We start from the raw sequence: 20,931 nt of genomic DNA, 5'->3' as shown, positions 1-20,931 counted from the left end.
TATATCGTATGCTCTTCCTTTGTAGGTGAACGATGCATTCTGCCGTCAATTTGTGGCCGCTGCTTGGCGTGGCCGTGATCGTACTCGGATTCCTGCTGCGTTTAAATCCGGTGCTGGTGGTTGCCGCTGCCTGCTTCACCACCGGCTTTGCCGCGTTCATGCCGGTCGAGACACTGCTGGCGTCATTGGGCACGGCATTCATCAAGACGCGCAACCTGCCGATGATTTACCTGCTGCCGTTGGCGGCGATCGGCTTGCTGGAGCGCTTTGGCTTGCGCGAGCATGCACAGGCCACCATTTCCCGCGTGCGCTCGGCAACGGCCGGGCGTCTCTTGATCGTCTACCTGGCGGTGCGCGAGCTGTCGGCGGCGCTGGGCTTGACCGCGCTGGGCGGCCACCCGAACATGGTGCGCCCCGTCGTGGCGCCGATGGCGGAAGGCGCTGCTGAAGCGCGCCTGGCAGCCAGCGGCAGTGAGCTCGGCGAGGCGCAGCGGCATCGCATCCGCGCCATGGCGGCCGCCACCGACAATGTCGGCCTGTTCTTCGGCGAGGATATCTTTGTCGCCTTCGGCGCCATCGTGCTGATGCAGACCGTACTGCGTGCGGAGGGCATTGAAGTCGATCCGCTGCAGATGGCGCTGTGGGGCATTCCAACCGCTATCAGCGCATTCGTCATCCATGCCTGGCGGTTGAGGCGGATGGACCGCTACCTGGGCGCCGCATGATCGTTCGCGTCGAATTCTTCTATTACCTGCTGGGCGCAATGCTGGCGCTGGTTGCGCTGATGTCCTTTCGCGACCGCAGCAACCCGCGCCGCTGGACCACGGGGCTGTTCTGGGCGCTGTACGCCATGGTCTACCTGCTTGGCGATCGCATCGCGCCTTCCGCCGCAGGGCTGGCGATGGTCGTGATGGCGCTGCTGGCCGGTTTCGGCGGGGTGCGAAGCGGGAAGCCGGACGTGCCGGCCGAGGAGACGCGCCGCGCCAGCGCTGCGAACCTGGGGCACAAGCTGTTCGTGCCGGCCCTGGTCATACCGGCCGTCACGATGGCCGGCGCCACGCTGCTGAAAGATGTGCGCATCGGCGACTGGTTTGTACTGGACCAGAAACACCTGACGCTGGCCAGCCTCGGATGCGCTGCCGTGGCTGCGGTTGGCATGGCTTGCTGGATGACGCGCTCGACGCCGCTGCAGGCCGGACGCGAGGCCCGCCGCCTGGTCGACGCCATGAGCTGGTCGATCGTCCTGCCGCATATGCTGGCGGTGCTCGGCCTGTTGTTCGCCGAGGCGGGCGTCGGCAAGGCGGTGGCGCACGTGACGACATCCTATATAGGCCTCGATTCGAAGCTGGCCGCGGTGGCGGTCTACTGTATCGGCATGGCCTTGTTCACCATCGTGATGGGCAACGGTTTTGCCGCGTTTCCGGTCATGGCGGGCGGGGTTGGCGTACCGGTGCTGGTGGCGAAGTTCGGCGCCAACCCGGCGGTGATGGCGGCGATCGGCATGTTCAGCGCCTACTGCGGAACCTTGATGACGCCGATGGCCGCCAACTTCAACATCATTCCCACTGCATTGCTGGACCTGCCGGACCGGAACGCCGTCATCAAGGCGCAGCTGGGCACGGCGCTGCCGCTGCTCGGTGCTAATATCGTCCTGCTCTATTTTTTGATGAACGCATGAAAACCGTCCTGCTTACCGGCTTTGAGCCATTCAACAAGGAGCCGGTCAATCCGGCATGGGAGGCTGTGCGTGCGCTCGATGGCTGGAAAGAAGGCGGCTTTCGCGTCGTGGCGCGCCAACTGCCCTGCGCGTTCGGCGCGGCCATCGAGACCATGCGCGGCGCGATCGAGGAGCTCAAGCCGGTGCTCGTGATTGCTGTCGGCCAGGCCGGCGGGCGGCTGGACCTTTCGGTGGAGCGCGTGGCGATCAATATCGACGACGCGCCGATCGAAGACAATGTCCAGAAGCAGCCGGTGGACCAGCCGATCGTGGCGGGCGGCCCGTCGGCGTATTTCTCGACCTTGCCGATCAAGGCCATCGTCCAGGCGCTGCGCACTGCCGGCATGCCGGCTTCGGTGTCGCAGAGTGCGGGCACCTTCGTCTGCAATCATGTGTTCTATGGCCTGATGCACCTGCAGGCCGGCCGGCCCGGGATGCGGGCCGGCTTCATCCATATTCCCTATTTGCCGGAACAGGCCGCGCGCCATCCCGGCACCGCCAGCATGGCGCTGCCGCAGGTGGTGGAAGGCTTGCGGGTCGCGGTGCGCACATCGCTGGCCACGGCCGGCGATATTTCGGCCGGCGCCGGCGCCACCCATTAATCCAAGGAGTTGTTTTGTTCCCGATGCATAAAGCCTGGGGCGCGCTGTTGCTATGCGCTTTGAGCGGCAGCGCTAGCGCCAGCGCTGCCACGCTGGTACCACGTAAGGAAATCTTCGCCGCGGCGCTGGCGTCGCGCCCAGCGGTCAGTGCGAGCGGAAAATGGGTGGTCGAGGGCGGGGGCGATCCGGGCGTGTTGCTGTTGACGCGCCTCGACCAGCCCGGCCAGCCCGCCAAGACCGTAACGCTGGACCTGGGGCGCCTGCACTGGTACCGCTGGTCCGCTGAAGCCGCCGAAGCCGCCGAAGCCGCCGATGTACTGCTGGTGGCGGGCGAGCACGCCGGCCGTGTCCTGGTCTACCGGCTCGACCCGGATTCCGGCCAGGCCAGCGTTCTGGCCGGGGCCAATGAGCAGGTGATGCTGGCGCTTGGCACGCCGGCCAACAATTATGCGTTCTCCCTGTACCGTTATCGAAACGCGGCCACTGGCGCGGTGCTTGACGTGGGCCGGGAAGGCAAGCTGGTGCCGGTGGAGGAGAGGGGCAACGGTTCCCTCGCGCTGCGGCCGGGCCGGGGCGGCCAAACACTGGTCTTCGGTGGCGACGGCGGCAAAGGCGAAATCAATATGACAGGGCCGGACCAGCGCCAGGGCTCTGCACTGGTGTCGGTAACGGCTGCAGGCAAGGCCTATATGCTGTCCTCCGTTGAGCGCGAAACGCTTGCCCTGTTGGAGCTGGACCTGCGCACCGGCGCCCAGCGTGTGATGTATGAGCAGCCAGGCATCGACGTGCGGCGCGTGATCCTCAATCCGGTCGATCTGCGGCCGGATGCGGTGCAGGTCGAACGGGGCAAGCCTGAACTGGCGGTGCTGGATGAGCGGGTGCGGCCGGATGTGGAGCGCCTGTCGGCGGCCGGCTGGGGCTTTCCCCATATCGCCGACCGCTCGCCGAACGACAAGTTCTGGATCGTGAAGTACGGCGCGCAACGCGGTGCGCCGTTATGGGCCCTGTATGAACGTGGAAAAGGCCAGCTGCGCCCGCTGCAGCTGGCGAGCCAGGGCGGCGCCAGGCTCGCGCAATGGGATATGCAGGACTTCGCAATCGAGCGCGAAGGCGAGCCTGCACTGCGGGGCTATATCGCGATGCCGGATCCGGCGTTATGCGGCAATAAGCCCTGCCCATTGGTGCTGAAGCTGCATGGCGGGCCGTCGATGCGCGACTTTGCCGAGCTGGATACGGAGCGCTATTGGCTGCTGTCGCGCGGCATCGCCGTAGCGACAATTAACTACCGTGGCTCGCGCGGCTTTGGCAAGCAGTTCGAGGCGTTGGACCGCAAGCAGTGGGGACTGGGCATTCCGCGCGATGCGCGCGATGGCTTGAGCTACGTGATGGAGCATTATCCGGTGGATCGCTCACGCGTGGCGGTGCTGGGGACGAGCTTCGGTGCCTACCTTGCGCTGAACATGGCGGCCAACGGGGCGCCATTCAAATGCGCGGTGGTCGATTCTGTGACGGCGGATCAGCTGCGCTTTGTTGAAGAGGCAATCGCCAGGAATGGCGAGCGCACCGACTTGATCGAGCGTGCGGGCGACAGCCGCTTGCCGCAGGAGCGCGCGGCGCTGGCGGCCATGTCGGCGGTGAACCACGTCGAGCAGCTAAAGTCGCTGCCCCTGCTGCATATGCAGGGCGCGAAGGATACCAATACGCCGGCAGCGGGCAATGCGCCCTTCATCCAGGCGATGCTGGAAGCCGATCCCGCTTACACCTACGTTGAAATGCCGGAGGAAGGGCACGGTTTGACAGGGGCGCGCGCAGACTATCTGGCCTTGACCGAGCAGTTCCTCGGCCGCTGCCTGAACGTGGCCACCGAGCCTTTGTCCGGTCAGGAACGGGCGCGCGTGGCTGGCTACAGGATGCTGGGAAAATGAGGCCACGGCGCCGGCGTCCTATGGCAGAATTTAGGATTAGCGATTTTGTAATTTCCCGAGGATTTCCATGACTCCGCAGCAGTTTGTCGGTACCGCCGTTCGCCTTTTCGCCATCTTCCTGGTATTGACGACCATGAGCATGGCCCTGTTCGTCTACACGAGCACCCGGCAAGGCGACCTGTCGCCCGCCTTGTTCCTGGTCCCCTTCGCCTATTTCAGTCTGGCCGTATTCCTGTGGTTCTTCCCCATGACGGTGGCGCACAAACTGGTGCCGCGCACCGCCCACGCCAACACCATCAACCTGCAGGCACGCGAAATGATCATCGTGGGTTCGGTCATCCTTGGACTGTGGGGCATGCTGGGGGCACTGCCGCAACTGGCTTCCTTGTTCGTGCTGGTGATCGGCAATGAGGCTGCGCTGAGCTATATGGATGCGGGCCGCAAGGCGGACTTCCTGGGCATGCTGGTGCGCAGCCTGATGGGCTTGTTCCTGGTAATACGCCCGTCGCTGGTGGCCGACCTGGCAGGCCGCCGCCCCGACTAAGCGGGACGGCAACCCGGGCTCAGTCCTCGCGCTGGGGCGGGCGCAGGATATTCAGGAAGGCGCGCACCACCGGTGCATCGTCCAGCGTGGTGTAGGTGATGTACAGGTTGGCCGAGGGCGGGTTGGTGCGGATCGGCAGGAACACCACGCCGGGCCAGCCGATGCGGGCGGTGGTCTCGGGCATCAATGTCACGCCAAGGCCGGCGCCCACCATGGCCAGCAGGGTCTGCGGCTCGTGCGCTTCCTGGAACACTTCCGGATGGAAGCCCGCGTTAATGCAGCACTGGATCAGGTAGCGCGGGAAGGCCGATTTATCGAGGGCCAGCGTCAGCATCGGTTCGTCGGCGATGTCCATCAATTCAATCGCGTCCATCTTCGCCAGCGGGTGGTGCTCGTTCACCGCCACGCAGACGTTCTCGCGGAAACAGAGTTCCTGCTTCAGGTTATCGCGCCGCAGTTCGTCGTCGTCCAGCTTCGGTTCGCGCCAGAAGCCGATGTCGATCTGCTTGGCGCGCAAGGCGTCGTACTGCACGGTCGGGCCGGATTCGTGGATGGTCCAGGTCACGCGCGGGTACTTGCTCTGGAATTCCTCCAGCATCGACGGGATCGGACCCCACATGGCGGAGCCGACGATGCCAACGCGCAGGCGGCCCACTTCGCCGCGGTCGATCTGGCGCACGGTGTCGATGGTCATGCGCATCTTGGCCAGCAGGTCCGACGCCTCCTGCATCAGGGCCTTGCCCGCCACCGTCAGTTCGAAGGTGCGGGTGGTGCGGGCGAACAGCTTCACGCCCAGCTCCGCTTCCAGCTTCATGATCTGCTGCGAGAGCGGCGGCTGAGAAATGTGCAGGCGCTCGGCCGCGCGGCTGAAGCTCTTCTCTTCGGCGACGGCGAGGAAGTACTTTAACTGTTTCAGGTCGATGGACATGGATGCTCCTGCAGCGAGCGGGCCAGGGCTGCGCCGACACGCGCGTTGTTTTTCACCAGTGCGATATTGGTCTTCAGGCTGCGGCCCTCGGTCAGGGTCTTGATGCGGGCCAGCAGGAAGGGGGTGACTTTCTTGCCGGTGACGCCGTTTTCCTCCGCCTCCTGCAGGGCGCGCAGGGTGATGGCGTCGATTTCTTCCTTCGGCATGGCTTCCTCCTCCGGCACCGGCGCGGAAACGACCACCCCGCCGTTCAGGCCCAGGGCCCATTTGGTGGCGATGAAGGCGGCTTGCTCGGGGGCCGTGTCCAGCTGGAAGTCGGCATTGAAGCCGCTCTCGCGCGTGAAGAAGGCCGGGAAGCCGGGCTGGCCGACGGATACCACCGGTACACCGTGCGTTTCCAGGTATTCCAGGGTCAGGCCGATATCGAGGATGGACTTCACGCCCGCGCACACCACGGCCACGTTGGTCTGCGCCAGTTCCTGCAGGTCGGCGGAGATATCCATGCTGGTCTCGGCGCCGCGGTGCACGCCGCCGATGCCGCCGGTGACGAACACCTTGATGCCGGCCAGCTGCGCGCAGATCATGGTCGCCGCCACGGTGGTGGCGCCCAGTTTGCCCTGCGAGAGCACGTAGGCCAGGTCGCGGCGCGATACCTTGATCGCGTCGGGCGACTGGCCCAGTTCTTCGAGCTGGGCTTCGGTCAGGCCGACGCAGATCTTGCCGCCGATGATGGCGATGGTGGCCGGCACGGCGCCCGCGTCGCGGATGATCTGCTCCACTTCACGCGCGGTCTGCACGTTCTGCGGGTAGGGCATGCCGTGCGAGATGATGGTCGATTCCAGGGCCACGACCGGCTTGCCGGTGGCGCGCGCGTTGGCGACTTCGGGGGAGAAGGACAGGAATTGGTGCATGGATTACTCCTCAAAATTCGCGCTGGCGAGCAAATCGGCGCTCAGCTCGGGCGAGACGGTATGTGGGCTGGCCAGCGTGATGGAGGCGGCTTTCAGTCCGCGCTCGCAGGCCAGGGTCAGTTGTTCGGGGTCTTGCAGCAGGGACCAGCAGACGGCGGCGGAGAAGGCATCGCCGGCGCCGGTCACGTCGACCACGCTGGCATCGTGCGCCGGCAGCCAGTGCAGGGCATTGCCTAAGGTGTGATAGACGCCGCTGGCGCCGCAGGTGACGATGATGTCGCACACGCCGTCGGCCTGCAGTTCGTGGCAGGCGGCCTGCACGTCGGCCTCGGTCGGCAAGGGGCGGCCGGCGCGGGTTTCCAGCTCGCCGCGGTTCAGGACCAGCAGCGACAGGCCGTGCAGGTCTTTGGGCAGGCGCGCCATTTTCGGCTGCGACACGGCGACCACCACCAGCGGCACGCCGGTGGCGCGGGCGTCGGCCAGCAGCATGGCGACCGATTCGACGGGCAGGTTCAGGTCCGCCACCACCATGCCGGCGGCATTGCGCTGCGGCTGGCGGCTGGCGATCCAGCCGGGCGTCATCTGGTCGAAAATGGCCATGTCGGCCAGCGCGACCACCATCTCGCCGGAAGCGTCCAGCACGGCGGTATAGGTGCCGCTGCCGATGCCGTTCACCTGCAGGCTGCCTTCCATGCCGATGCCGAACGCTTCCGCCTGGGCGCGCAGGGCGCGGCCGGAGGAATCGTCGCCCAGGGCGGTCAGCAGGGAGCAGGGCAGGCCGAGCTGGGCCAGGTTGGCGGCGATGTTGCGCGCCACGCCGCCAAAACTTTCTTCAGCGCAAGCCGGGTTGGAAGTGGCCATCTGCAGCGGGGCATGGGGCCGCAGCTTGCGGTCGAGGCAGGCGGCGCCGATGCACAGCACCGTGCGTTCATTGCGCAACACGTAGGCGCGGCCCAGCAGTTTGCGCTCGCGGATCAGGCTGGCGATATGGCCGGCCACGGCAGAGCGCGACAGGGCGAGCTGCTCCGCCAGCTCTTGCTGGGAGATAAAGGGGTTGGCGCGGATCAGCTGGTAAAGCTGGTCCTTGCGGGAAAGATCGGTCACGAAAAGCTCGCTATAAACATTTGTTTGCGATGCTAAACATTTGTCCGTTGCCTGTCAAATGGAGGCCACCCATATAATAGACGTATATTTATAGCGACACGATATAAATAACAAAGAAAAATGGTATTTGCCATACATATAGACGATGATGCATAGTGTCGTGGTACGTTCACAGGCCTGCTCTGGCCAGCTCACCTAAAGATTACAAAAACGAGGAACCCCATGTCTTCCAATACCCCATTCCAGGCCGCCGCCATCATCCGTGCCCGCATGCCGGCCAATTTCCAGCCACGCGTGGCCATGATCCTGGGCTCCGGCCTGGGCGTGCTGGCCGAACAGATGACCGATGCGGTGTCGATCAGCTTCGACGAACTGCCGGGCTTCCCGATCTCCACCGTGCATGGCCACGCCGGCCAGCTGGTCATGGGCACGCTGGCAGGCGTGCAGGTGGTCTGCATGAAGGGCCGCGGCCACTTCTACGAAGGCTACGGTCCGGCGGTGATGACTTCCGCCGTGCGCACCATCAAGCTGCTGGGCTGCGAAATGCTGTTCGTGACCAACGCGGCGGGCTCGCTGCGCACCGAAGTGGATGCCGGTTCCCTGGTGGCGCTGAACGACCATATCAACTTCCTGCCGGGCACCCCGATGGTGGGCCCGAACGACGAGCGCTTCGGTCCGCGCTTCTTCTCGATGGCCAATGCCTACGATGCCGACCTGCGCAAGCTGCTGCAGTCCACCGCGGCCGACAAGTCGATCACCCTGCATGAAGGCGTGTACATCGCCTACCCGGGCCCGAACTTCGAAACCCCGGCTGAAATCCGCGCGTTCAAGACCCTGGGCGCGGACATGGTCGGCATGTCGGTGGTGCCGGAAGTCGTGTCGGCGCGCCATTGCGGCCTGAAGGTGGTGGGCGTTTCCGTGATCACCAACCTGGCCGAAGGCCTGTCGCCGTTCCCGCTGTCGCATGAGCAGACGCTGAAGTACGCGGCGGTCGGCGCCGAGTCGCTGATCAAGCTGATCGTGGCATTCCTGGAGAATGTGGCGAAGGCGCCCAAAGCATAAACCGGTAATGCGGGGTCAGACCCAAGGGTCTGACCCCTGACGGTTTTGCGGCCGCGGGTTGGGTTGTGCGCTTTTGACTGTTTTCGAAAGTCGAAGGCGTACAACCCAACCCCAGACGGCCGAATTGACGGGGGTCTGACCCTTGGGTCTGACCCCGATTTTCGGGTTTCAAAGAGAGGCACCCATGTCCCGTGCATTTATCCTGCTGTTAGACTCCTTCGGCCTCGGCGCAACGCCGGACGCCCACAAATACGGCGACCAGGCCTACAACACCTTCGGCCACATCGCCAAATGGGCGGCCAGCGAAGGCAAGCCGATGTCCCTGCCCACCATGGAAAAACTCGGCCTGGCCGCCGCCGCGCATACCGCGTCGGGCGAATGGGCCGCCGGTTTCAATATGCGCGACGGTTTCACCGGCGCCTATGGTGCGGCGCGCGAACAATCCACCGGCAAGGACACCCAGTCCGGCCACTGGGAAATCGCCGGCGTGCCGGTGCTGTTCGACTGGGGCTACTTCCCGAAAGAAGTGCCGTCCTTCCCGAAAGAATTGACCGACAAGCTGCAGGAACTGACCGGCGTGCCGGGCTTCCTGGGCAACTGCCACGCCTCCGGCACTACCATCATCAACGAGCTGGGCGACGAGCATGTGGCGTCCGGCAAGCCTATCCTGTACACCTCGGCCGACTCCGTGCTGCAGATCGCATGCCACGAAGAGCATTTCGGCCTGGAGCGCCTGTTCGATATGTGCGAGAAGGCGTATGAGCTGGTCAAGCCGTACAACATCGGCCGCATCATCGCGCGTCCGTTCGTGGGCGCCAACGGCGACTACAAGCGCACGGCCAACCGCCACGATTACGCCGTGCCGCCAAGCGCGCCAACCCTGCTGGACCACGTGAAGAACGAGGGCGGCGAGGTGATCGCGCTGGGCAAGATCAGCGATATCTACGCCGCGCAAGGCGTGAGCCGCGTGCTCAAGGGCCCGGACAATATGGCGCTGTTCGACCGGCTGCTGGAGGCGCAGGCGGAAGCGGGCGACAAGTCGCTGACCTTCGTCAACTTCGTCGACTTCGACATGCACTTCGGCCACCGCCGCGACGTCGCCGGCTATTCCAATGCGCTGCACGAGATGGATGCGCGCCTGCCCGAATTCATCGCCAAGCTGAAGGACGGCGACCTGTGCGTGATCACCGCCGACCACGGCTGCGATCCGACCGCGCCAGGTTCCGACCACACCCGCGAACATATTCCTGTGCTGTTCTTCGGCCCCGGCGTCAAGCCGCAGTCGCTCGGCATTTCCGAGACCTTCTCCGACATCGGCCAGACCATCGCACATCACCTCGGCGTGAAACCTCTTTCCAACGGAACCAACCTCTTATGACCATTATCACTGACTTCAAGCGCAACGAGGCCATTGGCCTCGACCTGGGCTGGCTGAATCACATCCAAGTGAACAAGGCCGCCGCGGACCGCCGCGCCGCATCGCTGGCGAACCGCCGCACCGTCAAGAAAGAGTACCAGGCCGCATGGCTGGTGAAGGCGATCGAACTGATCGACCTGACCACCCTGGCCGGCGACGACACGCCGGGCCGCGTCGAGCGCCTGTGCATGAAAGCCATGCGCCCGCTGCGCCAGGACCTGGTGGAAGCGCTGGGCCTGCAGGAACGCAAGATCATGACCGGCGCCGTCTGCGTGTACCACGAGATGATCCAGCACGCCGACGCGGTGCTGAAGGGCCGCCTGCCTATCGCTGCGGTGTCGACCGGCTTCCCGGCTGGCCTGACCAGCATGGAAACCAAGGTGCGCGAGATCGAGCTGTCGGTCGCCGCAGGCGCGAAAGAGATCGACATCGTCATCACCCGCCAGCACGTCCTGACCGGCAACTGGCAGGCGCTGTACGATGAAATGCTGGCTTACCGCAAGGCTTGCGGCGAAGCGCACGTGAAGGCCATCCTGGCCACCGGCGACCTGGTGACGCTGGAAAACGTCGCCAAGGCGTCGTGGGTCTGCATGATGGCGGGCGCCGATTTCATCAAGACCTCGACCGGCAAGGAAGGCGTCAACGCCACCATCCCGGTGTCGCTGGTGATGGTGCGCGCGATCCGCGAATACTACGAGCGTACCGGCTTCAAGGTGGGCTACAAGCCGGCCGGCGGCGTGGGTACCGCCAAGGCCGCGCTGCAATACATGACCGTGATGAAGGAAGAACTGGGCAACGAGTGGCTGGAGCCGCATCTGTTCCGTATCGGTGCTTCGTCCCTGCTGACCGACATCGAGCGCCAGCTGGAGCACCATGTGACCGGCGCCTACTCCGCCGCCCATCGCCACGCGCAACCATAAGAAGACACCGCCATGCCAACAATTAACGAGATCCTCAACACCATGGACTACGGCCCTGCACCAGAAAGCCAGAAAGAAGCGCAAGCGTGGCTGGAGCAGCGCTCCCGCAAGTTCGGCCTGTTTATCGACAACCAGTGGACCGACCCGGGCGAGACCTTCGCCTGCTACAACCCGGCCGACGGTTCGCAACTGGCGGAACTGACCCAGGCCACCCCGGTCGACGTGGCGCGCGCAGTAACCGCCGCCCGCAAGGCGCTGCCGGCCTGGCAGGCGCTGGGCGGTCATGGCCGCGCCAAGATCATGTACGCCATCGCGCGCCTGATGCAAAAGCACGCGCGCCTGTTCGCCGTGCTGGAAACCCTGGACAACGGCAAGACCATCCGCGAAACCCGCGACGCCGACCTGCCGCTGGTGGCGCGCCACTTCTACTACCACGCCGGCTGGGCCCAGCTGCTGGATGAGGAATTCCCCGGCCACCGCGCCGTGGGCGTGGTCGGCCAGATCGTGCCTTGGAACTTCCCGCTGCTGATGCTGGCATGGAAGATCGCGCCTGCGCTGGCCGCCGGCAACACCATCGTCTTCAAGCCGGCTGAATTCACGCCGCTGACCGCGATGCTGTTCGCCGAGATCTGCCTGCAGGCCGGCGTGCCTGCTGGCGTGGTGAACATCGTGACCGGCGACGGGCGCACCGGCGAAGCCATCGTCGGCCACCAGGGCATCGACAAGCTGGCCTTCACAGGCTCCACCGAAGTGGGCCGCATCATCCGCGAAGCCACCGCCGGCACCGGCAAGAAGCTGTCGCTGGAACTGGGCGGCAAGTCGCCCTTCATCGTTTTCGAAGACGCCGATCTGGACGCCGCCGTGGAAGGCCTGGTCGACTCGATCTGGTTCAACCAGGGCCAGGTATGCTGCGCCGGTTCGCGCCTGCTGGTGCAGGAATCGGTGCAGGAGCGCTTCCTGAAGAAACTGAAAGCGCGCATGGACAACCTGCGCCTGGGCTCCCCGCTGGACAAGTCGATGGACATCGGCGCCCTGGTCGATCCGATCCAGCGCCAGCGCATCGCCGGCCTGGTGGACTCCGCCCGCGCCGAAGGCTGCGAGGTGTACCAGCCCGCCGGCTGCGTCATCCCGGAACACGGCTCGTGGTTCCCGCCGACCCTGATCACCGGCGCATCGACCTCGGCCGCCGTGGCGCAGGCTGAAATCTTTGGCCCGGTGCTGGTGGCGATGAGCTTCCGCACCCCGGCCGAAGCCGTGCAGCTGGCCAACAACACTGTGTACGGTCTGGCTTCCTGCGTATGGACCGAGAACATTTCGCTGGCGCTGGACGTGGCGCCCGCCATCAAGGCCGGCGTCGTATGGATCAACACCGCCAACCAGTTCGACGCAGCCTGCGGCTTCGGCGGCTACAAGGAATCCGGCTACGGCCGTGAAGGCGGCCGCGAAGGCATGTTCGAATACCTGGTGCCGGTGTCGGAAGATGCACGTCCGGCCGCGCCAACGTTCAAAAAGCCTGCCAAGCCCGATACCGAACATACCCCGTCGACCGATCCTTTCGCCGTCGACCGCACTGCCAAGATGTACATCGGCGGCAAGCAGGCGCGTCCTGACGGCGCCTACTCGCGCGCCATCCACGGCGCCGACGGCAAGTTCCTGGGCGAAGTGGGCGAAGGCAGCCGCAAGGACATCCGCAACGCGGTGGAAGCAGCGCACAAGGCGACCGGCTGGACCAAGGCCACCGCGCACAACCGCGCGCAAGTGCTGTACTACATCGCCGAAAACCTGGCCGCCCGCGGCGCCGAATTCGCCGAGCGCATCGCCGCGCAGACCGGCACCAAGAACGCCGAGAAGGAAGTGCAAGCTTCCATCGAACGCCTGTTCTACTGGGCGGCATGGGCCGACAAGTACGACGGCCTGGCGCACCAGCCGCCGATGCACGGCATCACCGTGGCGCTGAACGAAGCGGTCGGCGTGATCGGCATCGTGTGCCCGAACGAGAACCCGCTGCTGGGCTTCGTCTCGCTGGTGGCGCCAGCCATCGCCGTGGGCAACCGCGTGGTGGCCGTTCCTTCCGAAGCGTTCCCGCTGTCGGCGACGGACCTGTACCAGGTGTTCGACACCTCGGACCTGCCGGGCGGCGTGGTGAATATCGTGACCGGTTCGGCCGACGAACTGGCGCGCACCCTGGCTTCGCACGCCGACGTGGATGCCGTATGGCGCCACGACGGTTCGGCCACCGGCTGCGCGGAAGTGGAGAAGCTGTCGGCCGGTTCGCTGAAGCGCACCTGGACCGGTGGCGCCAAGGGCCGCGACTGGTTCTCGACCGCGCAGGCGGGCGGGCGCGTGGTGCTGGCGCATGCGTCGCAAGTGAAAAATATCTGGATACCTTACGGCGTCTAAAACCGATACGCGGCCGCCGCTGGTCAAGTGTCTGACCCTGCGGGTCGGACACTGAAGTGCCGGTTTAAGCATTGAATGGGGCTGCATGTGCAGCCCCAACTACCTAAAGAGATAGAAAAATGTTCCTCCCCCAGGAAATCATCCGTAAAAAACGCGACGGCGGTGTGCTGAGCAAAGAAGAAATCCAATTCTTCGTCAAGGGCATCACCGACAACAGCGTCAGCGAAGGCCAGATCGCCGCGCTGGCGATGGCGGTCTTCTTCAACGACATGAGCATGGACGAACGCGTCGCCTTCACCCTGGCCATGCGCGATTCCGGTGAAGTGCTGGACTGGAAATCCCTGAACCTGCCAGGCCCGGTCATGGACAAGCACTCCACCGGTGGCGTGGGCGACGTCGTGTCCCTGATGCTCGGCCCGATGATCGCTGCCTGCGGCGGCTTCGTGCCGATGATCTCCGGCCGCGGCCTGGGCCACACCGGCGGCACGCTGGACAAGTTCGACTCCATCCCCGGCTATTCCACGGTCCCGACCAACGAGAAGTTCCGCGAAGTGGTGAAAGACGTTGGCGTGGCCATCATCGGCCAGACCGCGTCGCTGGCGCCTTCGGACAAGCGCTTCTACTCCATCCGGGACGTCACCGCGACCGTGGAATCGGTCGCCATGATCACCGGCTCGATCCTGTCGAAGAAACTGGCGGCAGGTCTGGATGTGCTGGCCATGGACGTGAAGGCCGGCTCCGGTGCATTCATGCCGACCTACGAAAAGTCGGTCGAACTGGCCGAGTCCATCGTCAAGGTGGGTAATGGCGCGGGCACGCTGACCTCGGCCCTGCTGACCGACATGAACGAATCGCTGTCGCCATGGGCCGGCAATGCGCTGGAAGTGCGCGGTGCGATCGACTACCTGACCGGCAAGTTCCGTCCTGCGCGCCTGCACGAAGTGACCATGGCGCTGTGCGCCGAGATGCTGGTGATGGGCAAGCTGGCCGTCAACGAAGCCGATGCGCGCGCCAAGCTGCAGCACGCACTGGATTCGGGCGAAGCCGCCGAGCGCTTTGCGCGCATGGTCAAGGCGCTGGGCGGCCCGGCCGACCTGGTGGAGAACATGGACAAGCACCTGGAAAAGGCGCCTATCGTGGTGCCGGTACCAGCACCGCGCGCAGGCTACGCTGCTTCCACCGTCTGCCGCGACATCGGCCTGGCGGTGGTGTCGCTGGGCGGCGGCCGTCGCCGTCCTACCGATGCGATCGATTTCGCCGTCGGCTTGACGGACCTGGTGGAGCTGGGCCAGCCGCTGCAGGCTGGCCAGCCGCTGGCGATGGTGCATGCGCGTACCCAGGAAGCGGCGGAGCAGGCGGTGCGTGAGGTGCAGGCTGCTTACACCATTGCTGATGCGGCGCCGGCGGCGAATCCTATTGTGTATCGCACGATTCGCCCATAAAACCGGTAAAGCCGTGCCTGACCCGCGGGGTCAGGCACGGGTCCGCGCCGGCCGCGTGCCCGGTGTCTGACCCTGCGGGTCTGACACTGTTTTACCGGTTCAGGAGAGTATATGAACAACGAAAAACTGATCGAAGAAGCCAAGGCCGCGCGCCTGAAGGCCTACACTCCGTACTCCAACTTCAAAGTCGGCGCCGCGCTGCTGACCAAGGACGGCAAAGTCTTCCACGGCTGTAACGTGGAAAACGCCAGCTATGGCCTGTGCAACTGCGCCGAGCGCACTGCCTTCTTCAGCGCCATCGCCCACGGCTACAAGCAGGGCGAGTTCGATAAGCTGGTGGTGGTCGGCGAAACCGACACCCCGATCGCTCCATGCGGCGCCTGCCGCCAGGTCACGTTGGAACTGGGCGGCAACCAGCTGCCCGTCGTGCTGACCAACCTGAAAGGCGACATCCGCGAAACCACGGCAGCCGACCTGCTGCCTGAAGCGTTCGGCGGCTGGGACCTGAAGAAGTAAAGACGCAAACGTGAAAAAGGCCATCGACGTCCAGGCGGCCGTCGCCATCGCGGCGTCGGAAGCCATTGCCGCGAAAACCCAGGGCACCTTCGGCGTGGGCGGGGTCATGCTCGACGCCAGCGGCACTGTGCTGAAGGCGCTGCATAACAACGTCATCAAGCATGGCCTGATTTACGATCCTACCGCGCACGGCGAACGCCAACTGGTGGACTGGTACTTCGCCGAACGCGCCAAGGGCCATGAACTGCCGCCTCCCGATGAAATCACCATCGTCACCTCGCTCGATCCTTGCTGCATGTGCACGGGCGCGATCCTGGCGGCCGGCTTCAATGTGGTGGTGGCGGCGCCGGACGGCAAGGCCGGCATCAACTACAACGGTTCCGCTTTCTATCCTTCCCTGCCGGTTGCCCTACGTCCGCAGGCGGAAAGGACGTTTTCCTATCCGGCCGTACTGGGTACCTCGTCCTATGCACGGCGCGGGGCCGGGGCTGCGCCGAAGCCTTTCTTCATCGGCAAGACGATCGCAGAACCGACGCAGGCCTTATGCTCGCTGGTGTTCGAAGCCACGTCCACTAACGTAATGGACTTGTTCAATATCGATCCTCCGCAGCAGGAGCTGAAGGATCCCGCCACGCTGCCGGAAGACCACTTCATCGTACGCGCGCTGAAGCGCGCTTTCCCCGATGCGCTGACTTACCGCTGCGCGCCGCGTACGCCGGATGCCGGCCTTGCACCCTACCTGCAGCAGGCCATGGCGCGCGACAAGGCGCAGGGCGGCAAGGGCGACGCGGTGGCGCTGCTGGATAGCTTCGGCAACCTGCTTCTTTGCTGCCACGGACGCCAGAATGCATCGGCCATCCGTACCGCCTTCATGGAATGCACGCGGGCGTATGCCCAGCTGCGCTACAAGCTGATGGAAGGCGCGGATTCCGCAACACAGTCGGAAGTACGCCATTACCTGGGGCATCCGAAAGACGGCACCTTTGTATTCGCCGTCGGTCCCGATGAAAGTGCACAGAGTTTCATGGCGCTGGGCGCCTATGGTTCGACAATGGAAGGCGCGCTGCCGCACAACAATCCGGCGCAGTTCCAATATGTGCGCCCCGCGATGCCGGAACAGGCCCTGCATGAATTGTGCAGCCACCTGCCGCCGCTGTATCGCAACCTGATCAAGATCCGACCCACCCAAGTGACGGATCGCGACCTGATCGCAGCATTGGGCTAGGGGCGCGGCTGGCTGCTGGTGTATATGCGTTCACTGGTGCGTTCGATCAGGCAATTCTTGCGCTGAATTTCGCGAATTTCCGCATCGGCGTGCTCCTGGCTCGCGATGGAGCAGGCCAGCAGGGTCGACTTTCGCCATTCCGCAAAATCTTCCAGCAGGCGACGCCCTTCGGTCGAAGGCTTGGCATCGGCGGCGCGGCGCGCCAGCTCCTCTGCGGTGCGGCTTTTCTGTTCCAGTTCGCCGTCCAGGCAGCGATTGAGCGCGTTGGTTTCGCTGATGCCGGCACAGGTGGATGCCGCGGCTGATGCAAGGCAAAGCAGCGATGCCGCGAAGCTGAAAATCCATCGTTTCATTGTGTCCCCTTTCAATTGCTTGCTGCTCGTTCCGGATCGGGCAATGCGGAACGCATGGCAGGCGCTGCGCCTGCTGCCGTCTCCAGCGCCAGGCTGCGGGAATTTTGACCGCATTGCAGCTGCACGCCGTCCGGCGTCACGCGCTGCAGCACCATGCCGTCGTCAAACACCGCGCCCTCGGCCAAAGTGAGGGTGCCGCGCTGCGGATGATGCAGCACGGCGAAGCCGGGTTCACGGTAGCCGCCCACAGCTGAACTGAGCAACTCCCATTCTGCCAAGCGGTGCACGCTTTGGCAGGCCGGCGCGGCAGGCGGTATCACAGCCGCCGGCGCCGCGTGGGACACCGCCGCTGCCGGCAGGGCGGCGGGGGCCCCAGGTGCCGCAGGTGCTGCAAGTGCTGGCGCCACATCCTCGCCTGCCGGGCGGTTGGCCAGCACCACACCGGCCCCGCCCAAGGCGGCGGCAAGCAGCAGCGCTGACTGTCTCCAGGACGTGGTTTTGCTCATACCTACCAGCGTAGCACAGGAGGACGTGTCAGCCCCGGCACGCCCTCGATCCGCCCCACCATCGACTGCAGGAAGTTGCTGCTGCCGCCCAGCGTGATCTTCAGGTCGTACCAGCCGTCTGTGGCGGCATAGGCAATGGTGGTGCTCTGGCCTGGTCCCACCGTGATGGTGCGGCTGGCGCCCGCGTTGGCGGTGATGCGGTCGAGCAGGGTAAACACGGCATTGTTGGCCGTGCCCCGGTTATCGAACAGGATGCTGATCGATTGCGTGGCGCCGTCGACGGTGAGCTGAACCTGTGGCTCCGGCTGGCCGTTCCAGGCTGCCGCGTTCAGGTAGCCCTTGAAGCGGCGGTAGAAATGGTTCGGGCCGATCATCTCCAGGTCGTAATAGCCGTTGCCGTAAGTGACCACGCTCCAATAGTCGCGCGAGGTGTTGTTGGCCGCCATGGTGTAGGTCCATGGATTGTCGCTGCGGTAGGCGTTCAGATTGATCTGCAGCGGAGCGGCCTTGCTGCCGCCGTTGCTCCAGTTGGTCCACACGCGCTTGGCCGCCAGGTCCTGGGTCAGCCAGCCATTGAGCTGGTAAGGCTGCACACGCTGCGGCTTCTGGCCGGCCTCATAGGACGGCATGACAGTATTGGGGGCGGGCGGCGTGGGTGCAGGATAGGATCTTTGCTGGAGCGCCAGGTTTGCCAGCGCGGCGGTGTCCGGCAGCGGCGGCATGGCGGAGCTGCTGACGCTGAAGTCGAAGCAGGAGGTCAGGTCGCCGCACACGGAACGGCGCCATGCGCTGATGTTCGGGCAGCGCACGCCGGTCCACTTCTCCAGGAACTGGATGATGGAGGTGTGGTCGAATACTTCGCTGGCGATCCAGCCGCCGCGGCTCCAAGGCGAGCAGACGATGGTGGGAACACGCGCGCCCAGGCCGATCGGCACGCCGTTGACGAATTCGTCGGGGGTCCCCGGCGGCGGAGTCGGCGTGGTGACGTGGTCGAAGAAGCCGCCGTTTTCATCGTAGGTGAGGATGAACGCGGTCTTGGCCCAGACCGCGGGATTGGCGGCCAGCGCTTGCAGGTATTGGTTGACGTAGTCGCCGCCGACATTGGGCGAGCCGTTGGGATGCTCCGATTTGGCGGCCGGTGCGACGATCCATGACACAGCGGGCAGCCTGTCGTTCATGACGTCGGCCTGGAAGTCGGCCAGCACGCGCTTTTTCACGCCGTTGATGTACAGGGGCGAGTCGACCGGCAGGTTCTGGAATTGCTTGAACCAGGCCAGGGCATCGTCGTCGTAGTTGTCCACTTCCTGGTAGGTGCGCCACGAAATGCCGGCGGCCTGCAGGGCTTCGGGATAGGTTTGCCAGGTCAGCGTGCCGTAAGTGAAACCGTTGGTGGTGGCGGGGCCGCCGCGCTGGCCTTGCGGGTCGATACTTCCGCTCATGAGGAACAGGCGGTTGGGATTGGTCGACGTGCGTGCCGAACAAAAATAGTTGTCGCACAAGGTGAAGGCGTCGGCCAGCGCGTATTGGAAAGGGATGTCGGAACGCGTCAGGTAGCCGTGCGCATTCATGCCCTTGTTGGGCAGCCATTTGTCGCTGCGCCCCTTGTTCCATGCGGCGGTGCCGCTATTGAGGTCGTGCGGTACGTCCGACAGCCATTGGGCCGAGGTCTTGCTGGCGTCGAGGCGCCACGGCGTGTACAGGGATCCCATCGAGTTGGCCTGGGCGAAGACATTGCGCGTTGTAGCCTGGATGGTGGCGGCGTGGTCGTCGTTGAATCCGCGACCGCCCTTGAGCGTGCCGAAGTAATGGTCGTAGGAGCGGTTCTCCTGGCACAGGATGACAACGTGGGCGATCGAGCCTAGCGTGCCCGATGCGGCGGGAGCCGCGAGCGCGCTTTGCACGGCGGGCGGCAGCACGGTGCTGCCCAGGGCGGCCATCGACCCTTTGAGGAACTTTCTGCGTGTAGGTGGGTTCATATAGGATCCGGATATGGAGGCAGCCCATATTAGAAATCCAGTATGACGGTTGCGTGACGAACAGGAATCTAACTATTCATCGAAATGCGGCGCGACGCGAATTCCATGAATACGAAAGTTCCAGGCCCGAGCCGGTTTCGCTGCTGTTAACTGAGCATATTGGCGTCGCGCGCCAGCTGCCATTTGCCGGCCGCGTTCTTGCGGTAGACCGACAGCACATGCCCCGCCTTGTGCACGGTTGCGCCGCCGGCCAGCGGCGTGATTGTCACGCGCAAGTGCGTGGTGCAGTAGGCCAGGTTGCCGCTGACTTCCACCTGCTGCACCTCGGCGTGCGAGTCGACGCGGTGGGACGCCAGTACGGCGCGCACGCCTTTTTCGAAAGCCGCGCGGCCGCGCATGATGGGCTGGCCGTGCACGTAGAATTCCACGTCCTCGGCCATCAGGGGCAGGATGCGGTCAACATCGGCGGCCAGCGTGGCGCGCGTCCATTCGGCCACCAGGTCGCGGATCGCCTGTGCGTCGTTCACTCAGGCACCTTCGAACGAGGCGCTGGCGTCAGTCTGCATCATGCCGAAGAGATTGCCGTCCGGGTCCTTGGCATAGGCCAGCCAGCCGACGCCCGGAACAGGCATGCGCGGCACGGCCACCGTGCCATTGAGTTGCTTCAGCTGCGCCAGGGATTTGTCGAGGTCTTCCACGTCGACGGTGCAGACGAAGGCGTTCACGGAGGCCCCGTCCTCGGGACGCGGGCCGCGGCGCGGCAGCAGGCCGCCGTTGATGCCGGGCGTACCGACTTCGCCGGTGCCGACCAGCCAGTATTCACCGCCTTCCCATTTGGAGAAGCTCCAGTCGAACATCTTGCCGTAAAAGTCGATCAGGACCGGAGGCTCGCTGGCCTGGATTTCAAAGTGAACGGTGCGTCCCATCAATGCTCCCAAGGGTCATAAGTGCCTATGCTCCAGATATGCCCTTCGGGATCCCGGCAGGTAAAACCGCGGCCGCCGTAATCTTCGTCCTGCAAGGGCATCTCGATCGGCGCCCCGGCTTGCACGCAGCGTGCATGCACTTCGTCGGCGTCGTTGACGATCAGGTAGGCGCTCTGTGTGACAGCCATTCCCACCTGGGAGGGCTGTTTCAGCAAGCGGCCATAATCGGTGTCAAAAATCGAGCTTAGCATGATCATGCCGTTGCCGTAGGAAAGCTGGGCGTGGGCGATGGTGCCGTCTTCGTTGGGGAGCACAAGCGCGGCCTTGAAACCCAGTGTCTTGCATAGCCAGTCAATTGCGGCGGGCGCATCGCGGTAACGCAGGCAGGGGGTAATGGTCGCGCGCGTGGCCTTTGGAATCGTCATCGTCGTCTCCCTTAAAACGCAGCATGGTCAGG

Annotated in this window: 21 protein-coding genes; 12 read left to right on the top strand and 9 right to left on the bottom strand. The window is 64.6% G+C overall.

All coding sequences use genetic code 11. The features are described 5' to 3' along the window. Positions 1 to 32 precede the first annotated feature (32 nt). The 5 genes from H597_RS0103060 (at position 33) to H597_RS0103040 (ending at position 4,788) form a co-directional block, all read left to right on the top strand. A complete protein-coding gene (locus H597_RS0103060) occupies positions 33 to 725 on the top strand; it encodes a DUF969 domain-containing protein (RefSeq protein ID WP_028100831.1) in 693 nt (230 codons plus the stop codon). Beyond that, positions 722 to 1,678 carry a DUF979 domain-containing protein gene (locus tag H597_RS0103055; RefSeq protein ID WP_028100830.1) on the top strand — a complete coding sequence of 319 codons (957 nt, stop codon included), beginning with the start codon at positions 722 to 724 and terminating at the stop codon, positions 1,676 to 1,678. Before H597_RS0103060 ends, H597_RS0103055 begins: the two co-directional genes overlap by 4 nt. Then, entirely contained in the window at positions 1,675 to 2,319 is a 645-nt protein-coding gene (gene pcp, locus H597_RS0103050) for a pyroglutamyl-peptidase I (protein ID WP_028100829.1), read from the top strand. Before H597_RS0103055 ends, pcp begins: the two co-directional genes overlap by 4 nt. A 23-nt stretch (positions 2,320 to 2,342) precedes the next feature. Further along, entirely contained in the window at positions 2,343 to 4,244 is a 1,902-nt protein-coding gene (locus tag H597_RS0103045; RefSeq protein ID WP_028100828.1) for an alpha/beta hydrolase family protein, read from the top strand. Between the two features lie 67 nt (positions 4,245 to 4,311). Continuing rightward, positions 4,312 to 4,788, top strand: coding sequence for a hypothetical protein (locus H597_RS0103040; RefSeq protein WP_028100827.1), 477 nt, complete (start codon positions 4,312 to 4,314; stop codon positions 4,786 to 4,788). A 19-nt stretch (positions 4,789 to 4,807) separates the two neighbouring features. On the opposite strand, the gene H597_RS0103035 is transcribed toward H597_RS0103040, so the two are convergent. The 3 genes from H597_RS0103035 to H597_RS29545 are packed head-to-tail and all read right to left on the bottom strand — an operon-like array spanning position 4,808 to position 7,731. Beyond that, positions 4,808 to 5,716, bottom strand: coding sequence for a LysR family transcriptional regulator (locus H597_RS0103035; protein ID WP_028100826.1), 909 nt, complete (start codon positions 5,714 to 5,716; stop codon positions 4,808 to 4,810). Further along, positions 5,701 to 6,627, bottom strand: coding sequence for a pseudouridine-5'-phosphate glycosidase (locus H597_RS0103030; RefSeq protein ID WP_028100825.1), 927 nt, complete (start codon positions 6,625 to 6,627; stop codon positions 5,701 to 5,703). Before H597_RS0103030 ends, H597_RS0103035 begins: the two co-directional genes overlap by 16 nt. Before the next feature lie 3 nt (positions 6,628 to 6,630). Beyond that, a complete protein-coding gene (locus H597_RS29545) occupies positions 6,631 to 7,731 on the bottom strand; it encodes a carbohydrate kinase (RefSeq protein ID WP_051293482.1) in 1,101 nt (366 codons plus the stop codon). Between the two features lie 222 nt (positions 7,732 to 7,953). Here H597_RS29545 and xapA point away from each other — a divergent pair, with 222 nt between their 5' ends. From xapA to H597_RS0102990, 7 genes are all read left to right on the top strand, one after another. Further along, complete coding sequence (gene xapA, locus H597_RS0103020) at positions 7,954 to 8,793, top strand: xanthosine phosphorylase (RefSeq protein ID WP_028100824.1); 840 nt, start codon at positions 7,954 to 7,956, stop codon at positions 8,791 to 8,793. 184 nt (positions 8,794 to 8,977) lie between these two features. Beyond that, positions 8,978 to 10,171, top strand: a complete 1,194-nt coding sequence (locus H597_RS0103015; RefSeq protein WP_028100823.1) for a phosphopentomutase — start codon at positions 8,978 to 8,980, stop codon at positions 10,169 to 10,171. After that, the gene (gene deoC / locus H597_RS0103010) at positions 10,168 to 11,130 is read left to right on the top strand and encodes a deoxyribose-phosphate aldolase (RefSeq protein WP_028100822.1); all 963 of its coding nucleotides are present in this window, start codon (positions 10,168 to 10,170) and stop codon (positions 11,128 to 11,130) included. The genes H597_RS0103015 and deoC overlap by 4 nt, the downstream gene beginning before the upstream one ends. 12 nt (positions 11,131 to 11,142) lie before the next feature. Next, positions 11,143 to 13,530 carry an aldehyde dehydrogenase family protein gene (locus H597_RS0103005; protein WP_371850713.1) on the top strand — a complete coding sequence of 796 codons (2,388 nt, stop codon included), beginning with the start codon at positions 11,143 to 11,145 and terminating at the stop codon, positions 13,528 to 13,530. Between the two features lie 119 nt (positions 13,531 to 13,649). Then, a complete protein-coding gene (gene deoA / locus H597_RS0103000) occupies positions 13,650 to 14,972 on the top strand; it encodes a thymidine phosphorylase (RefSeq protein ID WP_028100820.1) in 1,323 nt (440 codons plus the stop codon). A gap of 111 nt (positions 14,973 to 15,083) precedes the next feature. Continuing rightward, positions 15,084 to 15,488: a cytidine deaminase gene (locus H597_RS0102995; protein WP_028100819.1), complete on the top strand. Its 405-nt coding sequence runs from the start codon at positions 15,084 to 15,086 to the stop codon at positions 15,486 to 15,488. Positions 15,489 to 15,498: 10 nt separating this feature from the next. Further along, on the top strand, positions 15,499 to 16,713 hold the full coding sequence (locus H597_RS0102990; RefSeq protein WP_028100818.1) for a nucleoside deaminase: 1,215 nt from the start codon (positions 15,499 to 15,501) through the stop codon (positions 16,711 to 16,713). Here H597_RS0102990 and H597_RS0102985 read toward each other — a convergent pair. From H597_RS0102985 to H597_RS0102960, 6 genes are all read right to left on the bottom strand, one after another. Next, complete coding sequence (locus H597_RS0102985; protein ID WP_028100817.1) at positions 16,710 to 17,066, bottom strand: lysozyme inhibitor LprI family protein; 357 nt, start codon at positions 17,064 to 17,066, stop codon at positions 16,710 to 16,712. The two genes, H597_RS0102990 and H597_RS0102985, sit on opposite strands and share 4 nt — an antisense overlap. 11 nt (positions 17,067 to 17,077) lie before the next feature. Beyond that, positions 17,078 to 17,572, bottom strand: coding sequence for a hypothetical protein (locus tag H597_RS35600; RefSeq protein ID WP_035372904.1), 495 nt, complete (start codon positions 17,570 to 17,572; stop codon positions 17,078 to 17,080). A gap of 2 nt (positions 17,573 to 17,574) precedes the next feature. Continuing rightward, entirely contained in the window at positions 17,575 to 19,548 is a 1,974-nt protein-coding gene (locus H597_RS0102975) for a phosphocholine-specific phospholipase C (RefSeq protein WP_028100816.1), read from the bottom strand. Between the two features lie 146 nt (positions 19,549 to 19,694). Continuing rightward, positions 19,695 to 20,075: a YybH family protein gene (locus H597_RS0102970; RefSeq protein WP_035372901.1), complete on the bottom strand. Its 381-nt coding sequence runs from the start codon at positions 20,073 to 20,075 to the stop codon at positions 19,695 to 19,697. Further along, positions 20,076 to 20,474 carry a VOC family protein gene (locus tag H597_RS0102965; RefSeq protein ID WP_028100814.1) on the bottom strand — a complete coding sequence of 133 codons (399 nt, stop codon included), beginning with the start codon at positions 20,472 to 20,474 and terminating at the stop codon, positions 20,076 to 20,078. Beyond that, a complete protein-coding gene (locus H597_RS0102960; RefSeq protein ID WP_028100813.1) occupies positions 20,474 to 20,899 on the bottom strand; it encodes a VOC family protein in 426 nt (141 codons plus the stop codon). The genes H597_RS0102965 and H597_RS0102960 overlap by 1 nt, the downstream gene beginning before the upstream one ends. Positions 20,900 to 20,931: the final 32 nt, after the last annotated feature.

It is taken from the genome of Pseudoduganella violaceinigra DSM 15887 (assembly GCF_000425385.1).
GTDB classification, from domain to species: Bacteria; Pseudomonadota; Gammaproteobacteria; order Burkholderiales; family Burkholderiaceae_D; genus Rugamonas; species Rugamonas violaceinigra.
Note: the sequence above shows the minus strand (reverse complement) of the source record. Positions and strands in the feature narration are given on the sequence as shown.